16 protein-coding genes are annotated in these 18,500 nt (G+C 59.8%); 13 read left to right on the top strand and 3 right to left on the bottom strand.

Features of this window, described 5'->3' with window-relative positions:
• Positions 1 to 435: 435 nt before the first annotated feature.
• From AAEO81_RS22385 to AAEO81_RS22335, 11 genes are all read left to right on the top strand, one after another.
• The gene (locus AAEO81_RS22385) at positions 436 to 1,545 is read left to right on the top strand and encodes a transaldolase family protein (RefSeq protein WP_341959076.1); all 1,110 of its coding nucleotides are present in this window, start codon (positions 436 to 438) and stop codon (positions 1,543 to 1,545) included.
• Positions 1,542 to 2,279, top strand: coding sequence for a sulfotransferase family protein (locus AAEO81_RS22380; RefSeq protein WP_341959075.1), 738 nt, complete (start codon positions 1,542 to 1,544; stop codon positions 2,277 to 2,279). Before AAEO81_RS22385 ends, AAEO81_RS22380 begins: the two co-directional genes overlap by 4 nt.
• Entirely contained in the window at positions 2,276 to 3,007 is a 732-nt protein-coding gene (locus tag AAEO81_RS22375; RefSeq protein WP_341959073.1) for an SDR family oxidoreductase, read from the top strand. Before AAEO81_RS22380 ends, AAEO81_RS22375 begins: the two co-directional genes overlap by 4 nt.
• A gap of 35 nt (positions 3,008 to 3,042) precedes the next feature.
• Complete coding sequence (locus tag AAEO81_RS22370) at positions 3,043 to 4,230, top strand: hypothetical protein (RefSeq protein WP_341959071.1); 1,188 nt, start codon at positions 3,043 to 3,045, stop codon at positions 4,228 to 4,230.
• Positions 4,190 to 4,984 (top strand): class I SAM-dependent methyltransferase, encoded by a 795-nt coding sequence (locus AAEO81_RS22365; protein ID WP_341959070.1) that lies wholly within the window; start codon positions 4,190 to 4,192, stop codon positions 4,982 to 4,984. The genes AAEO81_RS22370 and AAEO81_RS22365 overlap by 41 nt, the downstream gene beginning before the upstream one ends.
• A 20-nt stretch (positions 4,985 to 5,004) precedes the next feature.
• A complete protein-coding gene (cysC, locus tag AAEO81_RS22360) occupies positions 5,005 to 5,631 on the top strand; it encodes an adenylyl-sulfate kinase (protein WP_341959069.1) in 627 nt (208 codons plus the stop codon).
• A gap of 125 nt (positions 5,632 to 5,756) precedes the next feature.
• A complete protein-coding gene (locus tag AAEO81_RS22355) occupies positions 5,757 to 6,392 on the top strand; it encodes a CGNR zinc finger domain-containing protein (protein ID WP_341959068.1) in 636 nt (211 codons plus the stop codon).
• 230 nt (positions 6,393 to 6,622) lie between these two features.
• Positions 6,623 to 7,540: a DUF72 domain-containing protein gene (locus AAEO81_RS22350; RefSeq protein ID WP_341959066.1), complete on the top strand. Its 918-nt coding sequence runs from the start codon at positions 6,623 to 6,625 to the stop codon at positions 7,538 to 7,540.
• Between the two features lie 77 nt (positions 7,541 to 7,617).
• A complete protein-coding gene (locus AAEO81_RS22345; RefSeq protein ID WP_341964599.1) occupies positions 7,618 to 8,331 on the top strand; it encodes an endonuclease/exonuclease/phosphatase family protein in 714 nt (237 codons plus the stop codon).
• Positions 8,328 to 9,578, top strand: a complete 1,251-nt coding sequence (clsB, locus tag AAEO81_RS22340; RefSeq protein ID WP_341959065.1) for a cardiolipin synthase ClsB — start codon at positions 8,328 to 8,330, stop codon at positions 9,576 to 9,578. The genes AAEO81_RS22345 and clsB overlap by 4 nt, the downstream gene beginning before the upstream one ends.
• A complete protein-coding gene (locus AAEO81_RS22335) occupies positions 9,575 to 10,582 on the top strand; it encodes a lysylphosphatidylglycerol synthase domain-containing protein (RefSeq protein WP_341959064.1) in 1,008 nt (335 codons plus the stop codon). Before clsB ends, AAEO81_RS22335 begins: the two co-directional genes overlap by 4 nt.
• 42 nt (positions 10,583 to 10,624) lie before the next feature.
• Here AAEO81_RS22335 and AAEO81_RS22330 read toward each other — a convergent pair whose 3' ends face one another.
• The 3 genes from AAEO81_RS22330 to AAEO81_RS22320 all read right to left on the bottom strand — a co-directional run bounded on the left by AAEO81_RS22330 (position 10,625) and on the right by AAEO81_RS22320 (position 15,204).
• Positions 10,625 to 11,587 (bottom strand): IS110 family transposase, encoded by a 963-nt coding sequence (locus AAEO81_RS22330; protein ID WP_341958274.1) that lies wholly within the window; start codon positions 11,585 to 11,587, stop codon positions 10,625 to 10,627.
• A 317-nt stretch (positions 11,588 to 11,904) separates the two neighbouring features.
• Complete coding sequence (locus AAEO81_RS22325) at positions 11,905 to 13,218, bottom strand: PAS domain-containing methyl-accepting chemotaxis protein (RefSeq protein ID WP_341959063.1); 1,314 nt, start codon at positions 13,216 to 13,218, stop codon at positions 11,905 to 11,907.
• A 1,062-nt stretch (positions 13,219 to 14,280) separates the two neighbouring features.
• Positions 14,281 to 15,204, bottom strand: a complete 924-nt coding sequence (locus AAEO81_RS22320) for a MurR/RpiR family transcriptional regulator (protein WP_341959061.1) — start codon at positions 15,202 to 15,204, stop codon at positions 14,281 to 14,283.
• A 367-nt stretch (positions 15,205 to 15,571) separates the two neighbouring features.
• Here AAEO81_RS22320 and iolC point away from each other — a divergent pair, with 367 nt between their 5' ends.
• Complete coding sequence (gene iolC / locus AAEO81_RS22315; protein WP_341959060.1) at positions 15,572 to 17,509, top strand: 5-dehydro-2-deoxygluconokinase; 1,938 nt, start codon at positions 15,572 to 15,574, stop codon at positions 17,507 to 17,509.
• A gap of 55 nt (positions 17,510 to 17,564) precedes the next feature.
• On the top strand, positions 17,565 to 18,500 hold the full coding sequence (gene iolE, locus AAEO81_RS22310; RefSeq protein ID WP_341959059.1) for a myo-inosose-2 dehydratase: 936 nt from the start codon (positions 17,565 to 17,567) through the stop codon (positions 18,498 to 18,500).

Here is an 18,500-nt window from a genome sequence, read left to right as displayed (position 1 = left end):
TTGAGATTGTCCTGATAAGTATCGTCAATACCCTGACGCCATTTAGTTTCATCCTCGTTCGGGGATATTCAAATGAATATAAAAATCGGGGTTGAATAGTTTTGAATTGTTAATGAGGTCTTATCTTTTTCTTATAACTATTCGTGATTAAAAAACCATCAAAACGGATTTGACAGGGCATTATCATGGATCCATCTTTAGGTCCGACGGTTCAAAGCCCCGGACTATCAGTCTGAATAGACTGGCATTTTGCCCAGAATTCTTTGGGACCTTTTGTTGACTCACAAAAAATCGCAGAAAGGACTCTACATCATGGATGTCCCAGAATTCGTTCGCCTTTTAAAACTAAGAAATATGGATTCCGAAGTGTGGTGGGACGCTTCTCCAACCGTATACATCGCGTTTAAACACACACTGCTCATGAAATACCCGAGCATGTCCGCCGTCATTGAACAGTGGATGCCGGACGCGCTCGCTACAGGCTTGAACGGCATCAGTGGCGCAACTACCAATCCTTGTTTAATAACTCAGGCTGTCTTGAGCGAGCCACGGCGGTGGCGTGATTTTCTGTCCGGATTACCGGCCAGTTTCAGCGATGCCGACAAGGCACGCCAACTCTACGACCACGTGATCACCCTCGGTGCCGCGACAATGGAGCCGCTTTGGGTCGCGTCACGTCGTCGCCAGGGCTGGTTGTCCGCGCAGATCCCCGGTGCGCAGGGGATGACCGCTGATGCGATGGTCGCACGAGGGCTGCAATTGGCCGCTCTGGCACCCAACGTCATGATCAAAGTGCCTGGCAGTGAGGAGGGCTATCAGGCCATTGAAGATTTGGTGGCGCAGGGATGTTCCATCAACAACACGTTCTGCTTCACGGTCTCTCAAGTCGCGGCGTGCCTCAAGGCCATTAACGCGGGTCAACTGCGCGCCAGGCTTCGGGGCGTCAACACCGATTCCGCGCAGTACGTGATCAGCTTCATGATCGGTCGACTCGGCGCTGAAAGCGAGTTCGAGCACCAGGCCGAGCGGCGACGGTTGCGGCTGACTGCATCGGACCGACGCTGGGCGGAAATCGCGGTCTATCAAGCCATACAGGCCTTGATGCGGCGTCATCAGACACCCGCCCGCCTGCTGCTGTGCAGCCTGAAAATCGACATTGATGCCTGCGGCCGGGAACACTGCTGGCACCTGCAACGCACGGGAGCCGATACGACCCTCTACACCCTGACCCCGCAGATCATCGCGTTCCTGATTCGCCGTCAACTGCAGAAGCAGCCGATTACCCCGGCGGGTGGATGGGTGCAGATGCCCAAGCGCGTGTTGCAACGACTCATCGCGATTCCTTATTTCAATCAAGCGTACTTTGAAGGCGATCTCGCGCCCTGGCAGTTCGCCGCGCATCCGGCGTTCCGCACGGCGAGCCAATATGCTTCTGACGGGGAGGACACGTTGCTCGCTTTCGTCAAAGGGATTGCTGCAGGGTACACCCCTCGTGCCCGGTCAATCAGCGCCCCGATGCGATTGCCCATGGAGCGTGCATCATGAATCGCATGATCGCGCTCTGGGCGCACCCTCGCTCTCGTTCAACGGCGTTGGAGCGGGTGTTTATCGAACGGGGGGATTTCGAGGTGTTTCACGAACCCTTCGCCTCAGTCGCCTTCGATGAACGGTCCGCCATCCCTCATGACGATCTGAACTGCGGATTACCGCGCACGTATGAGGGCGTCAAGGCACTGCTGCGCTCGACCCGCCAGCGGCGCCATGTGTTTCACAAAGACATGTGCTACCACTGCCCGGACGAGTTGGGCGCCGACGCCGAATTTCTGTTGGAACAGCAGCACGTGTTCATCATCCGCGAGACCGCCCGGAGCATCGTGTCGCACTTCGCGATGTTCGAGCAGATGCCCATGGACGCCATCGGTCATCGTGCGCTCTACGACATCTTCTGCCGCGTAACCAAGATCACCGGAAAAATTCCCTACGTCGTCAATGGCGATGATCTGGCGAAACGTCCGGAACACACCGTGCGCAAACTCTGCGATCACTTGCAGCTGGAATTTCTGCCGCACGCCCTGAGTTGGGAACCCTCCTGCCCGCCGCAATGGATGGCGTGGCGTAGCTGGCACCGGGCCGCTGAGCGTAGCAGTGGCATCGTTGCTTCACCTGACACGTTCGACGATCTCCCCCTCCAGACCCACCCGCACCTGATGGCGTACTACCGCATTCACCGACCGTTTTATGAGCGCATGAACCAGTTCGTGCAGCAGGAGCCTTCATGAAGAAGATCGTCATCACCGGCGCAGGGAACGGCATCGGCAAAGCCACCGCCAAGGCCTGCGTGGAGGCGGGGTATTACGTGATTGCCGCCGACAAGGACAAGGCCGGTCTGCGGGATTTGCAGAGCAAAATAGCCGTCCATCAACTGGAAACCCACGTTGCCGACTTCTCCCGGCCATCCGTTTACAAGGAGTTCATCAGCCGACTGTATGGGGTATACAACCACCGCGCCTTGCACGGCCTGATCAACAACGCGGGGATTTACCACGGCAAAAGCGTCAACGAATACAGCGACCGTGAGATCGACGAAATATGGAAGGTCAACCTCAAGTCGCTGGTCTACTTGTCCAGAGATTTCGCTCAGCAAGAGCTGAACGCCCCACACACCCGCAACATCATCAACATCACCTCGGTGGCCGGTGAAGTCGGCAGCATGGATGCGCTGTACGGCGCCACCAAGGCGGGCGTCATCGGGCTGACGAAAGCCAATGCCTGGAATTTCGCCCCTCGGATTCGGGTGAACGCCGTGTCGCCCGCGCTGATCCGCAATACCTCGATTCACGACCGCATTCCTGAGCATCGCCGCAAAGAGTACGAGCGTCAGGAAGTTCTCAAGGACCCCATCGAGCCCGAAGGGGTCGCTGACGTGATCATGTTTCTGCTTTCCGATCACAGCCGCCATCTCACGGGAAAAGTCATCGCAGTGGATAACGGGGCCTACCCGCGCTAGTCCCGGCGCAACGTAATCGCTTCTGGAGATTCATCATGCAACGCAAAAAAAGGCTGCTTATCGTCGGTGGCGGGAATCTGTGCCTGCAGATTCTGCAAATCCTCGTGCCCCGCGATCAGTTCGAATTTCACGTCGCCAGTCGCGACCCGGAAAACGTCGCACGACTGAGCAATCTGGTCCGTTTGGCCGCACTGCAACTGGACGTGCAGGCGCACGTTCAGTGCTGGAAGATGGACCTCATCGAATCGGACATCGAGCGCAATGCAGAAACCCTGGCGCGCATCAGGCCGGACATCATCCTCAACTGCGCGTCGCTCCAGTCCTGGCGGATCATCACGCAATTGCCGAGGGCCACGTTCGAAGCCCTCGATCAGGCTCAACTCGGGCCTTGGCTGCCCATGCACCTTGCACCGGCCTACGCCTTGATGCGGGCCGTGAAACATGCGTGTCCGAAAAGTCTGGTCGTCAACGCGGCGTTTCCCGATGCGGTCAACGCCGTGCTGTACAAGGTGGGCATGGCGCCAACAGTGGGGATTGGCAACATTGCCAACCTCGTCCCGGCGACCCGCAGCGCCATTGCACGGCTGGCCCGGTGCGAGCCGCAGGAAGTGAAGATCAAACTCGTGGGTCAGCATTATTTCAGCCATTACGTGCCACGGCGCGGGCTGCCACCGAACGCCAGTTTCGACCTGACGTACTGGATTGGCGACAAGGAATACACCGGTTACTTCCGCAACCGGGATATTTTCGGCTGCGTGTGCGACACCTTCCGGCGACTCGGCGGGATCGACGGGCAATACCTCACAGCCATGTCGGCGGTTTCGGTGATCGAACATCTGTTTTCCGACACCGAGGCCCATCTTCATGCGCCAGGTCCGGACGGATTGCCGGGCGGTTATCCGGTGAAGGTGGGCATGGGGCGTGTCTTGCTGGGCCTGCCGTACGGCCTCAAGCGTGAGGTCGCGATCAAACTCAACGAGATCGGTCAGCAACAGGACGGCATCGACATCATCCACGCGGATGGCTCCGTCGAGTTTGGCCGGGAGCAGATGCACGTCATGGAAACGATGCTGGGCTACTTCACGCACGAAATGAAGGTGCAGGACGCAGCGGCTCATGCCTGCGAACTGGGCCGTAAATACCAGGCGTTCGCCGATAAAATCCGCCAACAGGGAGCCAGCCATGTTACTCAACCAAGCCTCTTCACCCGTCAGGTTGGCTGATACGGCCGACGCTGATTACGCCCGTCAATACAACGCCGATTTCGTCAGCCGCTGGGACGAATTGATCGATTGGGACAAACGCGCTGCAGGTGAGGGGCATTTTTTCACCGATCTATTGCTCGCCGCCGGGGCCTGCCGGGTGTTCGACGCGTCCACGGGCAGCGGCTATCACGCCGCCCAGTTGCGCAAAGCCTGTTTCGAGGTCACAGCCTGCGACGGCAGCCCGACCATGGTTCAGCAGGCGCGGGCCAACCTGGGACGGCTCGACATTCATATTCCGATCTACCAGAGCGATTGGGCCGATCTCAATCGTCTGCAACGAAGGCATCGGCTTGGATCATTCGATGCCGTGGTGTGCCTGGGCAGCTCGCTCTGCCATCTCTTCGACCGTGAGCAACGGATCGAGGCGCTGCGCCGCTTTCGCGGCCTGCTGAAGCCGGGGGGGATGTTGCTGATCGATCAACGAAACTTTCAGGCCATTCTTGCCGGGCACTTCACGTCATCCGGCCAGTATTACTACTGCGGCAAGACGGCGAAGGTCACCATTGGCGCGCTGCATGACTCGCTGTGTGAGTTTGTCTACACCTTCGCCGACGGCGCCCGCTATCAGTTGCGGGTGTTTCCCCTTCTTCCGGCGCAGTTGCGCAGCGAACTCAGGGCGGCAGGCTTCTCGATCCAGCAAAGTTTCGGTGATTTCAAGCGGGTCTACGACCCGATGCACGCGGACTTCATCATTCACCAGGCCATCGCCTGAAACGCCAGGGAGGCGAGCTCATGAACAGTCCCCAGCATTTTTTCCCTGCGGCCACGCATTTGGTCGCCTATCCGTTTCGCTCGTTCGCGATCACCCCGGGCGTCTCGTGCCCGCGTGTGATCTGGTTCACCGGGCTGTCGGCGGCGGGGAAATCCACCCTGGCTGACCATCTGAATCCGATCTTGCGGGCGCGCGGGTTAAACACCTGCATTCTCGATGGCGATAGCGTACGCACAGGGCTGTGTCGGGACTTGGGTTTTTCCGACCTTGATCGGGAGGAAAACGTGCGTCGGGTCGCGGAAGTCGCGGCGCTGATGGCAGATGCAGGGCTGACGGTGTTGGTGGCGCTGATTTCGCCTTCCCGCGCGTCTCGGCATCACGCCCGTTCGATCATCGGCAACGAACGTTTCGTCGAGGTGTTCGTCGATGTGCCGTTGGCGGTGGCAGAGGCACGTGACCCAAAAGGCCTGTACCGACGGGCGAGGCAGGGTGAGATTCGTGGCTTTACGGGGATCGATTCGGCGTACGAGGCGCCGGTGTGGCCAGAGGTGCACATTCGCAGCGACCAGCTTGGGGTGTGCGAAGCGGCGGCTGTGATTGATGAGTGGTTAGGGGCGCCTGAAAGGGCTGTAGCCTCCGGTTTATAGCCCTCCGGGTCTCGACGCCCGAAAACGGGCGTACGCGCGACGTTGCTGTCACGGCCGTCAGAAAAGTCAGCGACTGCGGCCATCTCTGCCATTATTGATTGCTCAATCAATGGCAGGGGCGGGCGATGTCCATCGGTCAGTTGAAAATCAACGCCATCCGGTTGGTCGGCGGCGTGAGTGTGCTCGACTACCTGAACAGTTGCGACGGTCGGCGCCCTGGCAGCTCATTGACGGAGGTGGTAGACAAACTGTCGAACCTCGAAGACATCGTGCACTGGTTCAGGCACGCGGGTCTGATCGAGCCGGATGAGCATCAGCGATTGCTGGAGGTGGTGGGGGAGTCGTCCTGGCATACGGTCACCGCCTTCAAGGGCCTGATCGCGGTCCGCGAGTCGCTGTATCGCTTGTTCCTCGGCTTGGCGTTGGGGCGCGCGGCGGATGTCTCGGCGCTGGAGACCCTGAATGCCATGCTGGTCGAGACAGCGGCGCAACGGACGCTGGTGTCAACGCCGATGGGCGTGCTTTGGCGCTGGCGTGGGCTCGAAACCCTGGATGACATGGTCGCGGGCTTTACCGGGCGTCTGGCGGTGCAGGCGGCGGGATTATTGACGTCGCCGGATCTGGCGCGATTGAAAGTGTGCGCGACCCCGGATTGTGACTGGCTGTTTCTGGATACCTCCAAAAACGGGCGTCGGCGGTGGTGCCAGATGAACGTCTGCGGGGCCAAGGAAAAGGCGAAGCGGGCGGTAGGGGCAGTTTGAAGCGCTGACAGTCTTGGAGGCCGACGCCTTCTGCTTCTGCCCGAAGGCCGAAGGAGAAGGCATGCCCGTTCCTCCGCTCATCGGGCGGAGGCGGTGCCAGGGCACCCGTGATGTGCGAACCGGCCTAGCTGATACAAAAACCACGGAACCTGCCCCGTTCTCAAGCTTCATATCTCTTGTTCAGAGCCGTCGCGGCACCCGCCGTGAGGTCGAGCACAGAGAGCACTTGCATGAGCGATATCCGCATCGGCATATCGGGCTGGCGCTATGTGCCGTGGCGTGGGGATTTCTACCCGGTAGGTCTGGCCCAGAAAAACGAACTCAAATTCGCCTCCAGAGCGGTGAACAGCATTGAAATCAATGGCTCGTTCTACTCTCTGCAGTCGCCGGACCTCTATGCCCGCTGGTACGCCGACGCTCCCAAGGGCTTTGTGTTCAGCCTCAAGGCGCCGCGTTACATCACCCACGTCAAACGCCTGAACGACATCGACGAAGCGCTTGCTAACTTCTTTGCCTCGGGCATTTTCCAGCTCAAGGAAAAACTCGGCCCGATCCTCTGGCAATTCCCACCCAGTTTCAAATTCGACGCCGAGAAATTCGAAGCCTTCCTCAAGCAGTTGCCCCACGATGGAAAGGCCGCCAAGGCCTGTGCCAAAGGCTGTGCCGCGCGGATGGAGAAGCCCGGTTACCTCGTCATCCCCGCCAAAGCCCGCCTGCGCCACGCCGTGGAAATCCGCCATGAAAGCTTCGCTGTCCCTGAATTCATCAAGCTCCTGCGCACCTACAAAGTGGCGCTGGTGGTCGCCGATACCGCAGGCAAGTGGCCCTATCTGGAAGACCTGACCTGCGATTTCGTCTACCTGAGGCTGCACGGGGACAAACAGCTGTACGCCAGCGGCTACACCCCCAAGGCACTGAAACGCTGGGGCGACCGGATCGACCTGTGGCAGCACGGCTCGCAACCCAAGGACGCGCACCTCGCCGAAACCAAGGCCCCTCGGGCACGCAAGTCTCGGGATATTTATTGCTACTTCGATAACGACATCAAAGTGCGCGCGCCCTATGACGCCCGCAGTTTGCTGGAACGTTTCGAGCTGACCGCCGATCTGGAAGTCGCCCCCGGCGATCTGCAAGGAGTGACGTTTTGACCCGCGCCCTGACCCCTGAAGACATCGCCAGCCGACGCCAGGCCGCGTCGGCCGAGATCACGTTGAACGTGCTGACCATGAACATGCACATGGGCTTTGGCTTTCTCAATCGCCGCTTCATCCTGCCCGAGTTGCGGGATGCCGTGCGCAGCGTGTCGGCGGACGTGGTGTTCCTGCAGGAAGTCCACGGCGAGCAGCAAAACCACGCGCAGAAGGTCAAGAACTGGCCGACCACCTCGCAGTATGAATTCCTCGCCGACAGCATGTGGAACGACTTCGCCTACGGGCGCAACGCGGTCTATCCCCACGGCCATCACGGCAATGCGCTGCTGTCGAAATACCCGATCATCCGCCACGAAAACCTCGACATATCGATCCTCGGCACCGAAGAGCGCGGCCTGCTGCATTGCGTGCTGGACGTTCCGCGTTTCGGCGAAGTCCACGCAATTTGCGTGCACTTGGGCCTCAAGGAAGGGCACCGACAGCAGCAACTCAAACTGCTGGCCGATCTGGTGACACGGCTGCCGCCAGACGACCCCGTGATCATCGCCGGCGACTTCAACGACTGGCGACAAAAGGCCGATGCCGCGCTGCTCCCGACCGGACTGCGCGAAGTGTTCGTCGAATCGTTCGGCGCCCCGGCGAAAAGTTTTCCGGCGCGTTTTCCGCTGCTGCGGCTGGACCGCATTTACGTGCGCAATGCGCAGATTCGCGCGCCCAGGGTGCTGTCGAATCGGCCCTGGTCGCACCTTTCCGATCACGCGCCGCTGGCGGTGGAGGTGACGTTGTGAAGCCATTCAGTGACCGATGTGGTGTGTGGCAGGACGGTAACTCTGCCGAGTTGTTGATCAACGGCGAAGACTTTTTCGGCCGGGTTTTCGAGTGCATTCGTGCCGCGCAGAAAGAGGTGCTGATCGAGACCTTCATCATCTTCGAAGACCGGGTGGGCGAGGGCTTGCAGCAGGCGGTGATCGAAGCGGCCAGTCGAGGCGTGCGGGTGGTGATCACCGTCGATGACTACGGCACCAGCGATCTGAGCACGGCGTTCGTCCAGGCGATGATCTCGGCAGGCGTGCAAATCCAGCTGTTCGACCCGCGCCCGAAACTCATGGGCATGCGCACCAATCTGTTTCGTCGCCTGCACCGCAAGGTGGTGGTGATCGACGCCGAACTGGCGTTCATGGGCGGTATCAATTACAGCGTCGATCACATGGCCGACACCGGCATCACCGCCAAGCAGGATTACGCCGTATTGGTGCGCGGCCCTATCGTCGCCGACATCTATCGCTCGACCCTGAACATGCTCGGCCCTGTCGTGCGCAAAACCTTCACCCCGCTGAAGGTGGTGACGCGTCGGGCGGGCAGCGCACGGATGTTGATGGCTGAACGGGACAACGCGCGCCACACCACGGACATCGAAGAGCAATACCTGCTGGCCATGCGCAGTGCGACCCAGCGCATCACCATCGCCAACGCGTATTTCTTCCCCAGCTATCGGTTTCTGCGCGAACTGCGCAACGCGGCCCGGCGCGGCGTGAAGGTCACGCTGGTGCTGCAAGGCCAGCCGGACATGCCGTTCGTGCGCATGTGTTCGCGCCTGACCTACACCTGGCTGCTGCGTGAAGGTGTGGTGATTCACGAATACAAACAGCGGGCGCTGCACGGCAAGGTCGCGCTGATCGATCAGGAGTGGTCCACCGTCGGCTCCAGCAACCTCGACCCGCTGAGCCTGGCCCTGAATCTGGAAGCCAACCTGTTCATCCGCGATCCCGCGCTCAATCACCAACTGCACGAACACTTGCAGGAACTGGCGGCGACTCACAGCAAGCAGGCCAACCTCAAGGGCCTGGCGAAAGGGCAGTGGTGGCGGGCGCCGATGATCTTCTTCAGTTTTCACTTTCTGCGGCACTTTCCGGCCATCGCCGGCTTGTTCCCGGTCCACGGGCCGCGCCTGAAACCGGTGCGCGCGCCGGATGCCTTGCCCGAAGCCGAAGTGCTCAAAGGCGAGCTGTCGCCTGATCAGGAGAAATTGTCATGAGCGGGGTAACGCAAGCATCGACCCATGCCGAGAAGCCAGCGGCAGCTGGGAAACACAAGGCGTGGCTGACGTGGGCCAAGCGCGGGTTCACGCTGTTCTTCTTCATCGCCGTGCCGGTGATGCTGTTCCTGTTGATGAAGAACCTGGACTGGAACGAAGTCGCCCACGCGCTGGAGTCGTACAAGCTCAGCACCCTGGCGTTGGGGTTTCTGGTGGCGACGGGGAGTTACCTGACCTATTGCGGCTTCGACGTACTCGCCCGGCGCTACACCGAGCACAAACTGTCGGTGGCGCAGATCGTGCCGGTAACTTTCGTCTGCTATGCGTTCAACCTCAACCTGAGCTCGTGGGTCGGCGGGATCGCCTTGCGCTATCGTCTGTATTCACGATTGGGGCTGGACGTGCCGACGATCACCCGGATTCTCAGCCTGAGCCTGATCACGAACTGGCTGGGCTACATGCTGCTGGCGGGGTTCGTCTTCGCGGGCGGTTTCATCGACCTGCCCGACGGCTGGAAAATCGGCGACACCACGCTGCAGCTGATCGGCTGTGTATTGCTGGTGGTGTGCTTCGGTTATTTCACCGCGTGCCGGTTTTCCAGGAAGCGCACCTTCACCATTCGCAAGCAACAACTGGTGCTGCCGTCGCTGAATCAGGCGTTGCGACAGGCGCTGTTAGGCGCGTTGAATTGGGGGCTGATGGCGCTGCTGATTTACATTTTGCTGCCGGAAAAAGCCTTCTACCCGGCCGTGCTGGGGATTCTGCTGATCAGCAGCATCGCCGGGGTCATCGCCCATATCCCGGCGGGGCTCGGAGTGCTGGAGACGGTGTTCATCACCCTGATGCAGCACCAGTTCAGCAAAGGGCAACTGCTGGCCGCGCTGATCGGGTATCGGGTGATCTACTTCCTGATTCCGTTGATGCTGGCGCTTGTCGTGTACCTGGTGCTGGAAAAGCGCGCCAAGGCGATGCGCAGCAAGAACGAGGCGCGCAGGGCGGGTTGATGCGATACGTCTGGGACGCTGCGGTTAGAACTGTGGGAGATTCTATGTTTGGGGGGCAACCCCCAAACGTTTCGTAGAGTCGTACTCTTCCCGTTTCTTCATCAGCGAGAAGGCCACCCCTGCGAGCTTCCTGCTCAATATCGTCAACGCTTCAGTTCTGGCTTTCCCCTCGCCTATTTTCTTCTCGTAATACGGTTTCCATGTCGCCGATCGGCAGGCGGCCATTGAAGCGTTGTAGCCTAGCCGGCGTACCTCGGGGTCGCCTTTCTTGCTTAGCCGGCGGCGACCGGATTTGTTCCCGGAATCCGACACCCGCAAATCCAGCCCCAGATAGGCGATGTACGCATCTACGTTTTTGAATTCGCCTCGAAGGAATGCCGCAAACAGCGCTGTGGCGGTCAGGAACCCGACGCCTTCGATGCCCTGGCAACGTTTGACCTGATCCATTTCACCGGACTTGATCAGCACTTGCTTGAGCTGTTTCTCGATATCTTTGATCAGATGGCTGAAGCGACGCATCAACTTCTCGAACCCCTTCCTGAGGTCTTTTTCATCCTTCCAGCCTTGGCGCAGTGACGTCTGGCTATTGACCAGCGAGGCCCTGCGATGCAGCAGATGCTTGAGCTGGGTGTGCAACTGGGGTGGCGGGCTCCACTGACGCAGCTCGTCACCTTCCTTTTCCAGATAGCGAGCCAGCAGATGTGCATCGCACGCATCTGTTTTGGCGCGCTTGCCCAGACTTTCTCGATATTTGCTTACGCGTGCCGCATCGACGACAAACACCAGGTGCCCCATGTCATGGGCCATTTCCACTAGGTCCAGATGGTAGGTATTGGTCGCCTCGAGGGCGATGGCACTGCCTTGAGGCAATGTCTTGAGCCAGTGGTGAATCGAAGTTCGCTCATTGACCAAACAATGAGTTTTATCCACACCACGCTGAGCGGTGACAAGTTCCGCCATCGCCACATCGACACCCACAATCGCCGCTGCATCAAGGATTGCCATGTCACACCCTCCGAGTTAGGGTTGAAGAGCTTGCTGGGGGTTCACCGTAAGCGCTGGCTTGCTTCTATCGTCGGTCCAGGCCGATGCATTCCATATCGGCGCTTGTAGGTGACAGGGTGGGGCTGGAAGTCTCCCAACGGTCTGTACTGGCTAGAGTCAGATTCGGCTTTCCGTCCCTCCCACCCCATCAAGTCTAAACATACAAGCCGGCTTGCTGGCGAAAGCGGCGGGCCAGTCAAGGATGAGGTGACTGACACTCCGCTTTCGCCAGCAAGCCGGCTCCCACAATAGACCGAGTCAGCCCTGAAGTTTCGCGATCAATCCCGCCCCGCAAACATCCTCACTGCATCCACCGCTTCATTCGTCCCATTGCTGATCTGCACGATGGCCGACCCCGCCTGATCCGCCAGGTCCACGCCCTTGGCAGCATTGCTGCGGGTGTTGTCCATGCTGACGATGGCCTGTCGGGTTTCGGTCTGAATCAACTGGATCATCTCCGAAATCTCCTGCGTCGAACGACTGGTGCGCCCCGCCAGTTGCCGCACTTCATCGGCCACGACCGCAAATCCACGGCCCTGATCACCGGCCCGCGCCGCTTCAATGGCGGCGTTCAACGCGAGGAGGTTGGTCTGATCGGCGATGCTGTGGATGGTGTTGACGATGGCCGTGATCTGCTCGGAGCGTTCGCCCAACTGGCCGATAATCCGCGACGAGTCCTCGATGTTTTGTGAGATCTGGCGCATTTCCCCGGCCGCCTGCTGGATCACCTGCGTGCCTTGCTCGGCGACTTTCTGGGTCTGGACCGAAATGTGATAGGCCTGCGCGGCACTGTGGGCGTCCTGTTCGTGCTTCTCAATGCGCGCCGTGACGTCCGAGGCAAACTTGACGATCTTGCACAACTTGCCGCTGGCGTCGTACAGCGGGTTGTACGAAGCTTCGAGCCACAGGGTCTGGCCGTGCTTGCCGACGCGCTTAAACTGATCGCTGAAAAACTCGCCCTTATTCAGCCGGCGCCAGAAGTCCTGATACTCGGAACTGTTGACCAGGTCCGGAGGGCAGAGCTGCTTGTGGTTCTTCCCGATCAACTCCTGACGGCTGTAGCCCATGAGGCGCAGCAGGTTGTCGTTGGCCGACAGAATGCGCCCGTCCAGATCGAATTCGATCACCGCCATGGCGCGGTCAATGGCTTGCAGTTTGTTGCGGGATTCGTTTTCGGCCTGTATGCGTGCAGTCACGTCCATCGCATATTTGACGACCTTCACCACCTTGCCGCTGGCGTCACGCACCGGGTTGTAACTGGCTTCCAGCCACACCGTGCTGCCGTCTCCCGCCACACGCTGGAACGTCGCCGAGACGAATTCACCACTGCGCAGGCGTGACCACAGCTGGCTATATTCCGCGCTGCGGGCGTAGTCGGGGGTGCAGAACATGCGGTGTTCTTTGCCGATCACCTGCTCGGGGCGATAGCGCATCGCTTTGTAGAAGTTGTCGTTGGCACTGAGCACGACGCCATTGAGGTCGAATTCGATGCTTGCCATGGAGCGGCTGATGGCTTCCAGCAGACTGGCCTGGTGAGCGACGGTCAGTTGCAGGTCCTGGATGGTCTTGTTCTTGGACGAGTCGAAAAACATGATGGCGGCTCAGGCAAATGGAACAACGAGGGGCTCCTTTCCTTGGCCATGGAGCATGGGTCAATGCTCAGCTGCGGTTTCCTTTTGCAGTGCAGAGATCATCACAAACGTGATATCAAAAAGCTACAGTTTGTGTTGTACAGCTCGTCGGGTTTGTACAGGATTTTTGAGTGGTGTGTAGATCCGATGCTGCGGTAATGGCTGATTACGGTTCCGCCCTTACGGCGGGTTCTGCCTAACGGCAGAAGCGTTTCGCCTTCGGCGAGTTACTTGGAAAAGCACCCCAAGTAACCAAGGGTGCCTGCTCCTAGTTTGGCCCTGACTGCGTCAGGGTTCCCTCACTCCGGCGACGCTCCGTGGGCCCGCGCCGAACGGACATCCATGTCCTTGCGGCGCTCTCGCGGCATCCATGCCGCTCGACCCACTCCGCGTCGCCTGCGTTCAGCCTGCACCCAAGTCGCGTTTCGCGGTGTCTGGACTGTCGCGGTAAAAAGCTTTTCTGGCTGGAGCTAACGCTCTTCGCGGTGTAATGACCTGCGCAAAGCTTCAATCCGTACACGGGTCTTAACTGTGGGAGCGAATTCATTCGCGAAAAGGCGCTCAGGCGATGGAGATGTGTCGGATGTACCGACCCCTCGCGAATGAATTCGCTCCCACAGGGGAATGGCGGAGCGGCACAGGTTTGCGCTAAACCTAAAAGAGCCAGAGGCGTCGCTTGGCTTTGGCTTTGGCTTTGGCTTTGGCTTTTGATCTTGTACCGAAAAATTCCAGACACCGCCGAACGCGACTTGGGTGCAGGCCGAACGCAGGCGGCGCGGAGTGGGTCGAGCGGCATGGATGCCGCGAGAGCCGCGCTGGGCCATGGATGGCCCTTCGCGGCGGGCCCACGAAGCGTCGCCGGAGTGAGGGACCCTGACGAAGTCAGGGCCAAACCAGGAGCAGGGCCTTTTTGGTTACTTTTTCGGCTCTTGGAAAAAGTGACCCGCCGTAAGGGCGGAACCCTAAGTAGCCGTGACCGCAGCAATGGATATTCACACAGAACCCAAACCCAAACCCAAAAACCTAATCCTCAAACCCCACCTGCTCCGACATCTCATCCACCTTCAACTCCAACCGGTACGCCACCGCGATAAAAAGCGCCTGACACAAACACAACGTCGCACTCAACGACCGGAACGCAAACGAACTCCCCTCATTCACCAACAACACCGAATTCGCCCGCTTGGCCAGCGGCGACAGGTTGCTGTCGGTAATGATCAACGTCTTGGCCTGATGATGCTGCGCAATCCGCAGGCAATGCTGCGTCTCCTTGCCATACGGCGTGAAGCTGATGGCGATCACCAGATCGTTCGCCCGCACGCTGCGCATCTGCTCGCGATAGCTGCCGCCAAGGCCCGAGATCAGGTGAATGCGCTTGTTGGTGTGTTGCAGGTTGTAGACCAGATAATCCGCCACCGCGAAGGACCGTCGTACGCCGACCACGTAGATGTTGTCGGCGTTGACCACCAGGTCCACCGCCTTCTCGAAGGCTTCGTCGTCCAGTTCCAGCGCCAGCCGTTCCAGCCCCGAAAGCGTCGCGTTCACGCATTCTCGCGCCAGATCGCCGCCGCTGGCTTTCTGAGATTTGTTGGCGATCATGCTGCGGATGCGTTGCTGGTAATTCTGCACCGGCGTGGCTTTGTGGGTGTACGCCTCGCGGAACAGCGCCTGCATCTCGCTGAAGCCGCTGAAGCCGAAACGCTGGGAGAAACGAACGATGGCGGAAGGATGCACTTCGCATTCCCGCGCGATGTCGCTGATGCGATCGACCATGATCCGGTCGCTCTGCTGGCTCATGTAACTGGCGATGCGCTTGAGCTGGCGGGGCAGGCTTTCGTATTCCGCAGTGATCAGCTTGAGCAGGGCGTCGGCGGTCTCCGGCGCGCTGATCTGCGACGGCGTGGCGTCGTCGGTCTCGGGCAAGGTCGGCTGATCGGGGCTGGGCATACGGATGAATCCTCTGACTCGTTCATGTGAAACGCGAATGGCCGGTTTAGCAGGTTTCTGTGGGAGCGAATTCATTCGCGAAGGGCCTGCTCAGGCGCTAATTATGTGTCGGCCGGAACATCGCATCGCGAATAAATTCGCTCCCACGGTGTGGGTGCATGGCAAACCGACGGCGGAGTTTACCGTGGCTCATGTTCCGGTCGCTCCTGTTTAGCACGATCTGCCACCGTTTGCGCAAATTGGAAAAAATATTCCACATGAAAATAATTTAGAAAAAATCATTGATCCTGACGGGAGAGCGTTCTAGTCTGCATTCCACATACAGCGCTTCGTTGAAGCCGGGCTTATAAAAATAAAAGGAGCCAGCATGGGCCAGACTCGTTTTGCCAGTGGACGTTCGTTGGACGTGGTATGCCTTGGACGTCTGGGGGTCGACCTTTACGCGCAGCAGATTGGTGCGCGTCTCGAAGACGTCAGCAGTTTCGCCAAATACCTCGGTGGTTCGTCCGCCAACATCGCCTTCGGCACGGCGCGACTGGGCGTAAAGTCGGCCATGTTGACCCGCGTCGGCAACGACCACATGGGCCGTTTTCTCACCGAGTCCCTCGCCCGCGAAGGCTGCGACGTCAGCGGCATCAAGGTCGATGCCGAGCGCCTGACCGCCATGGTCCTGCTGGGCATCAAGGACCGCGAAACCTTCCCGCTGGTGTTCTACCGCGAGAACTGCGCCGACATGGCGCTGAACGCCGAAGACATCGACGAAGCGCAGATCGCCTCCAGCAAGGCGCTGCTGATCACCGGCACGCATTTCTCCACCGATCAGGTGTTCAAGGCCAGCAGCCAGGCGCTGGACTACGCCGAGAAGCACAACGTCAAGCGCGTCCTCGACATCGATTACCGCCCGGTCCTCTGGGGCCTGACCGGCAAGGCCGACGGCGAGACCCGTTTTGTGGCTAACCAAAGCGTCAGCCAGCACGTGCAACGCATCCTGCCGCGCTTCGACCTGATCGTCGGCACTGAAGAAGAATTCCTCATCGCGGGCGGCTCGACTGACCTGCTTGCCGCCTTGCGCAACGTCCGCGAGCTGACCGCCGCCGCGTTGGTGGTCAAGCTCGGCCCGCAAGGCTGCACGGTGATTCACGGCGCCATTCCTTCGCGCCTTGAAGACGGCGCGATCTACCCCGGCGTGCGCGTCGAGGTGCTGAACGTACTGGGTGCGGGCGATGCGTTCATGTCGGGCTTCCTCAAGGGTTGGCTCAACGACGAGAGCGACGAACGCTGCTGCCAGTTGGCCAATGCCTGCGGTGGACTGGTCGTTTCCCGTCACGCCTGCGCCCCGGCGATGCCGACGCTGGTCGAACTGGAATACCTGTTCAACAGCCCGGTGCCGATCACCCGACCCGATCAGGATCAGGTGCTGCAACGCCTGCATCAGGTCAGCGTGCCGCGCAAGGAATGGAAGCAGCTGTTTATCTTCGCCTTCGATCATCGCGGGCAATTGGTTGAACTCGCGCAAAAAGCCGGGCGCGATCTGGCCTGCATCGGCCAGCTCAAGCAGTTGTTCATTCAGGCGGTGGAGCGGGTCGAAGCCGACCTGAAAAAGCGCGGGATCGAGGCGGACGTTGGTCTGCTGGCGGACCAACGTTTCGGCCAGGATTCGTTGAACGCGGCCAGCGGTCGCGACTGGTGGATCGCCCGTCCCGTCGAGGTTCAGGGTTCGCGCCCGCTGGCGTTCGAACATGGCCGTTCGGTGGGCAGCAACCTGGTGGCATGGCCGAAAGAGCAGATCATCAAGTGCCTGGTGCAGTACCACCCCGACGACGAGCCGATGCTGCGTCTGGAGCAGGAAGCGCAGTTGATGGGGCTGTATCAGGCGTCCCAGGCGAGCGGCCACGAACTGCTGCTGGAAATCATCCCGCCGAAGGATTTGCCCGGCGCGCACCCGGACGTGATCTACCGTTCGCTGAAACGCCTGTACAACCTCGGCATCTACCCGGCGTGGTGGAAGATAGAAACCCAGTCTGCCGAGACCTGGGAAAAACTCGATGCGCTGATTCAGGAGCGCGACCCGTACTGCCGTGGCGTGGTGTTGCTGGGCCTGAATGCCCCGGCAGAAACCCTGGCTGCGGGCTTTCGTGAAGCCAGCAAGAGCACGACCTGCCGAGGCTTTGCCGTGGGCCGCACGATTTTCCACGAGCCGAGCCGTGCATGGCTGGAAGGGGAGATCGACGACGCCGGGCTGATCAGCCGTGTGCAAAGCACCTTCGGCTTCCTGATTGAATCCTGGCGCGAGGCGCGAGCCTGAGTCGATCAACGCTGTGAACACTTTTCAAGGCGACAAAAACAATAAAGGTGCAGCCATGCCCGCTTCCGCAATCCGAATTGGCATCAACCCGATTTCCTGGAGCAACGACGACCTGCCCGCACTGGGCGGCGAAACCCCGCTGACCACCGCGCTCAGCGAAGGCAAGGAGATCGGCTACGAAGGCTTCGAACTCAACGGCAAGTTTCCCAAGGACGCCCAAGGCGTCGCCGACGTGCTCAAACCCTATGACTTGGCGCTGGTCTCGGGCTGGTATTCCAGCCGTCTGGCCAGCCGCTCGGTGGCCGAAGAAATCGAAGCTATCGCGGGTCACGTCGAGCTGCTGAAACACAACGGCGCCAAGGTGCTGGTGTACGGCGAAGTCGCCGACTCGATTCAGGGTTCGCGCATTCGTCTGGTCGAGCGTCCGCGTTTTCACAGCGACAGCGCCTGGCAGGAATACGCTGACAAACTCACCGAGCTGGCGCGCTTTACCCTGTCCCAGGGTGTGCGTCTGGCCTATCACCACCACATGGGGGCTTACGTCGAATCCCCTGACGACATCGATAAGTTGATGGCGTTGACAGGCAGCGAAGTCGGCCTGCTGTTCGATTCGGGGCATTGCTACATGGGCGGCGGCGAGCCATTGCAGGTGCTGCGCAAGCACATCGATCGGGTCTGCCACGTGCACTTCAAGGACGTGCGCAAACCGGTGGTGCAACTGGCGCGCAACAACCTGTGGAGCTTTCCGGACTGCATCGTTAACGGCACTTTCACTGTGCCCGGGGATGGCGACATCGATTTTGCCGCACTGCTCGACGTACTGATCGACGCCCGCTACGAAGGCTGGCTGGTAGTCGAAGCCGAGCAGGACCCGGCGGTGGCGCCGAGTTACGTGTACGCGAAGAAAGGCTATGACACGCTGCGCCACCTGCTGGCCGCTGCGCAAGAACGCCACGTCGGTTTACATCAGCCTTCACACAGGAGCCTGTGA

Origin of the sequence: Pseudomonas sp. RC10, from assembly GCF_038397775.1 — a bacterium.
Taxonomy (GTDB): Bacteria; Pseudomonadota; Gammaproteobacteria; order Pseudomonadales; family Pseudomonadaceae; genus Aquipseudomonas; species Aquipseudomonas bambusae.
This window is presented reverse-complemented; position numbering and strand designations above follow the sequence as displayed.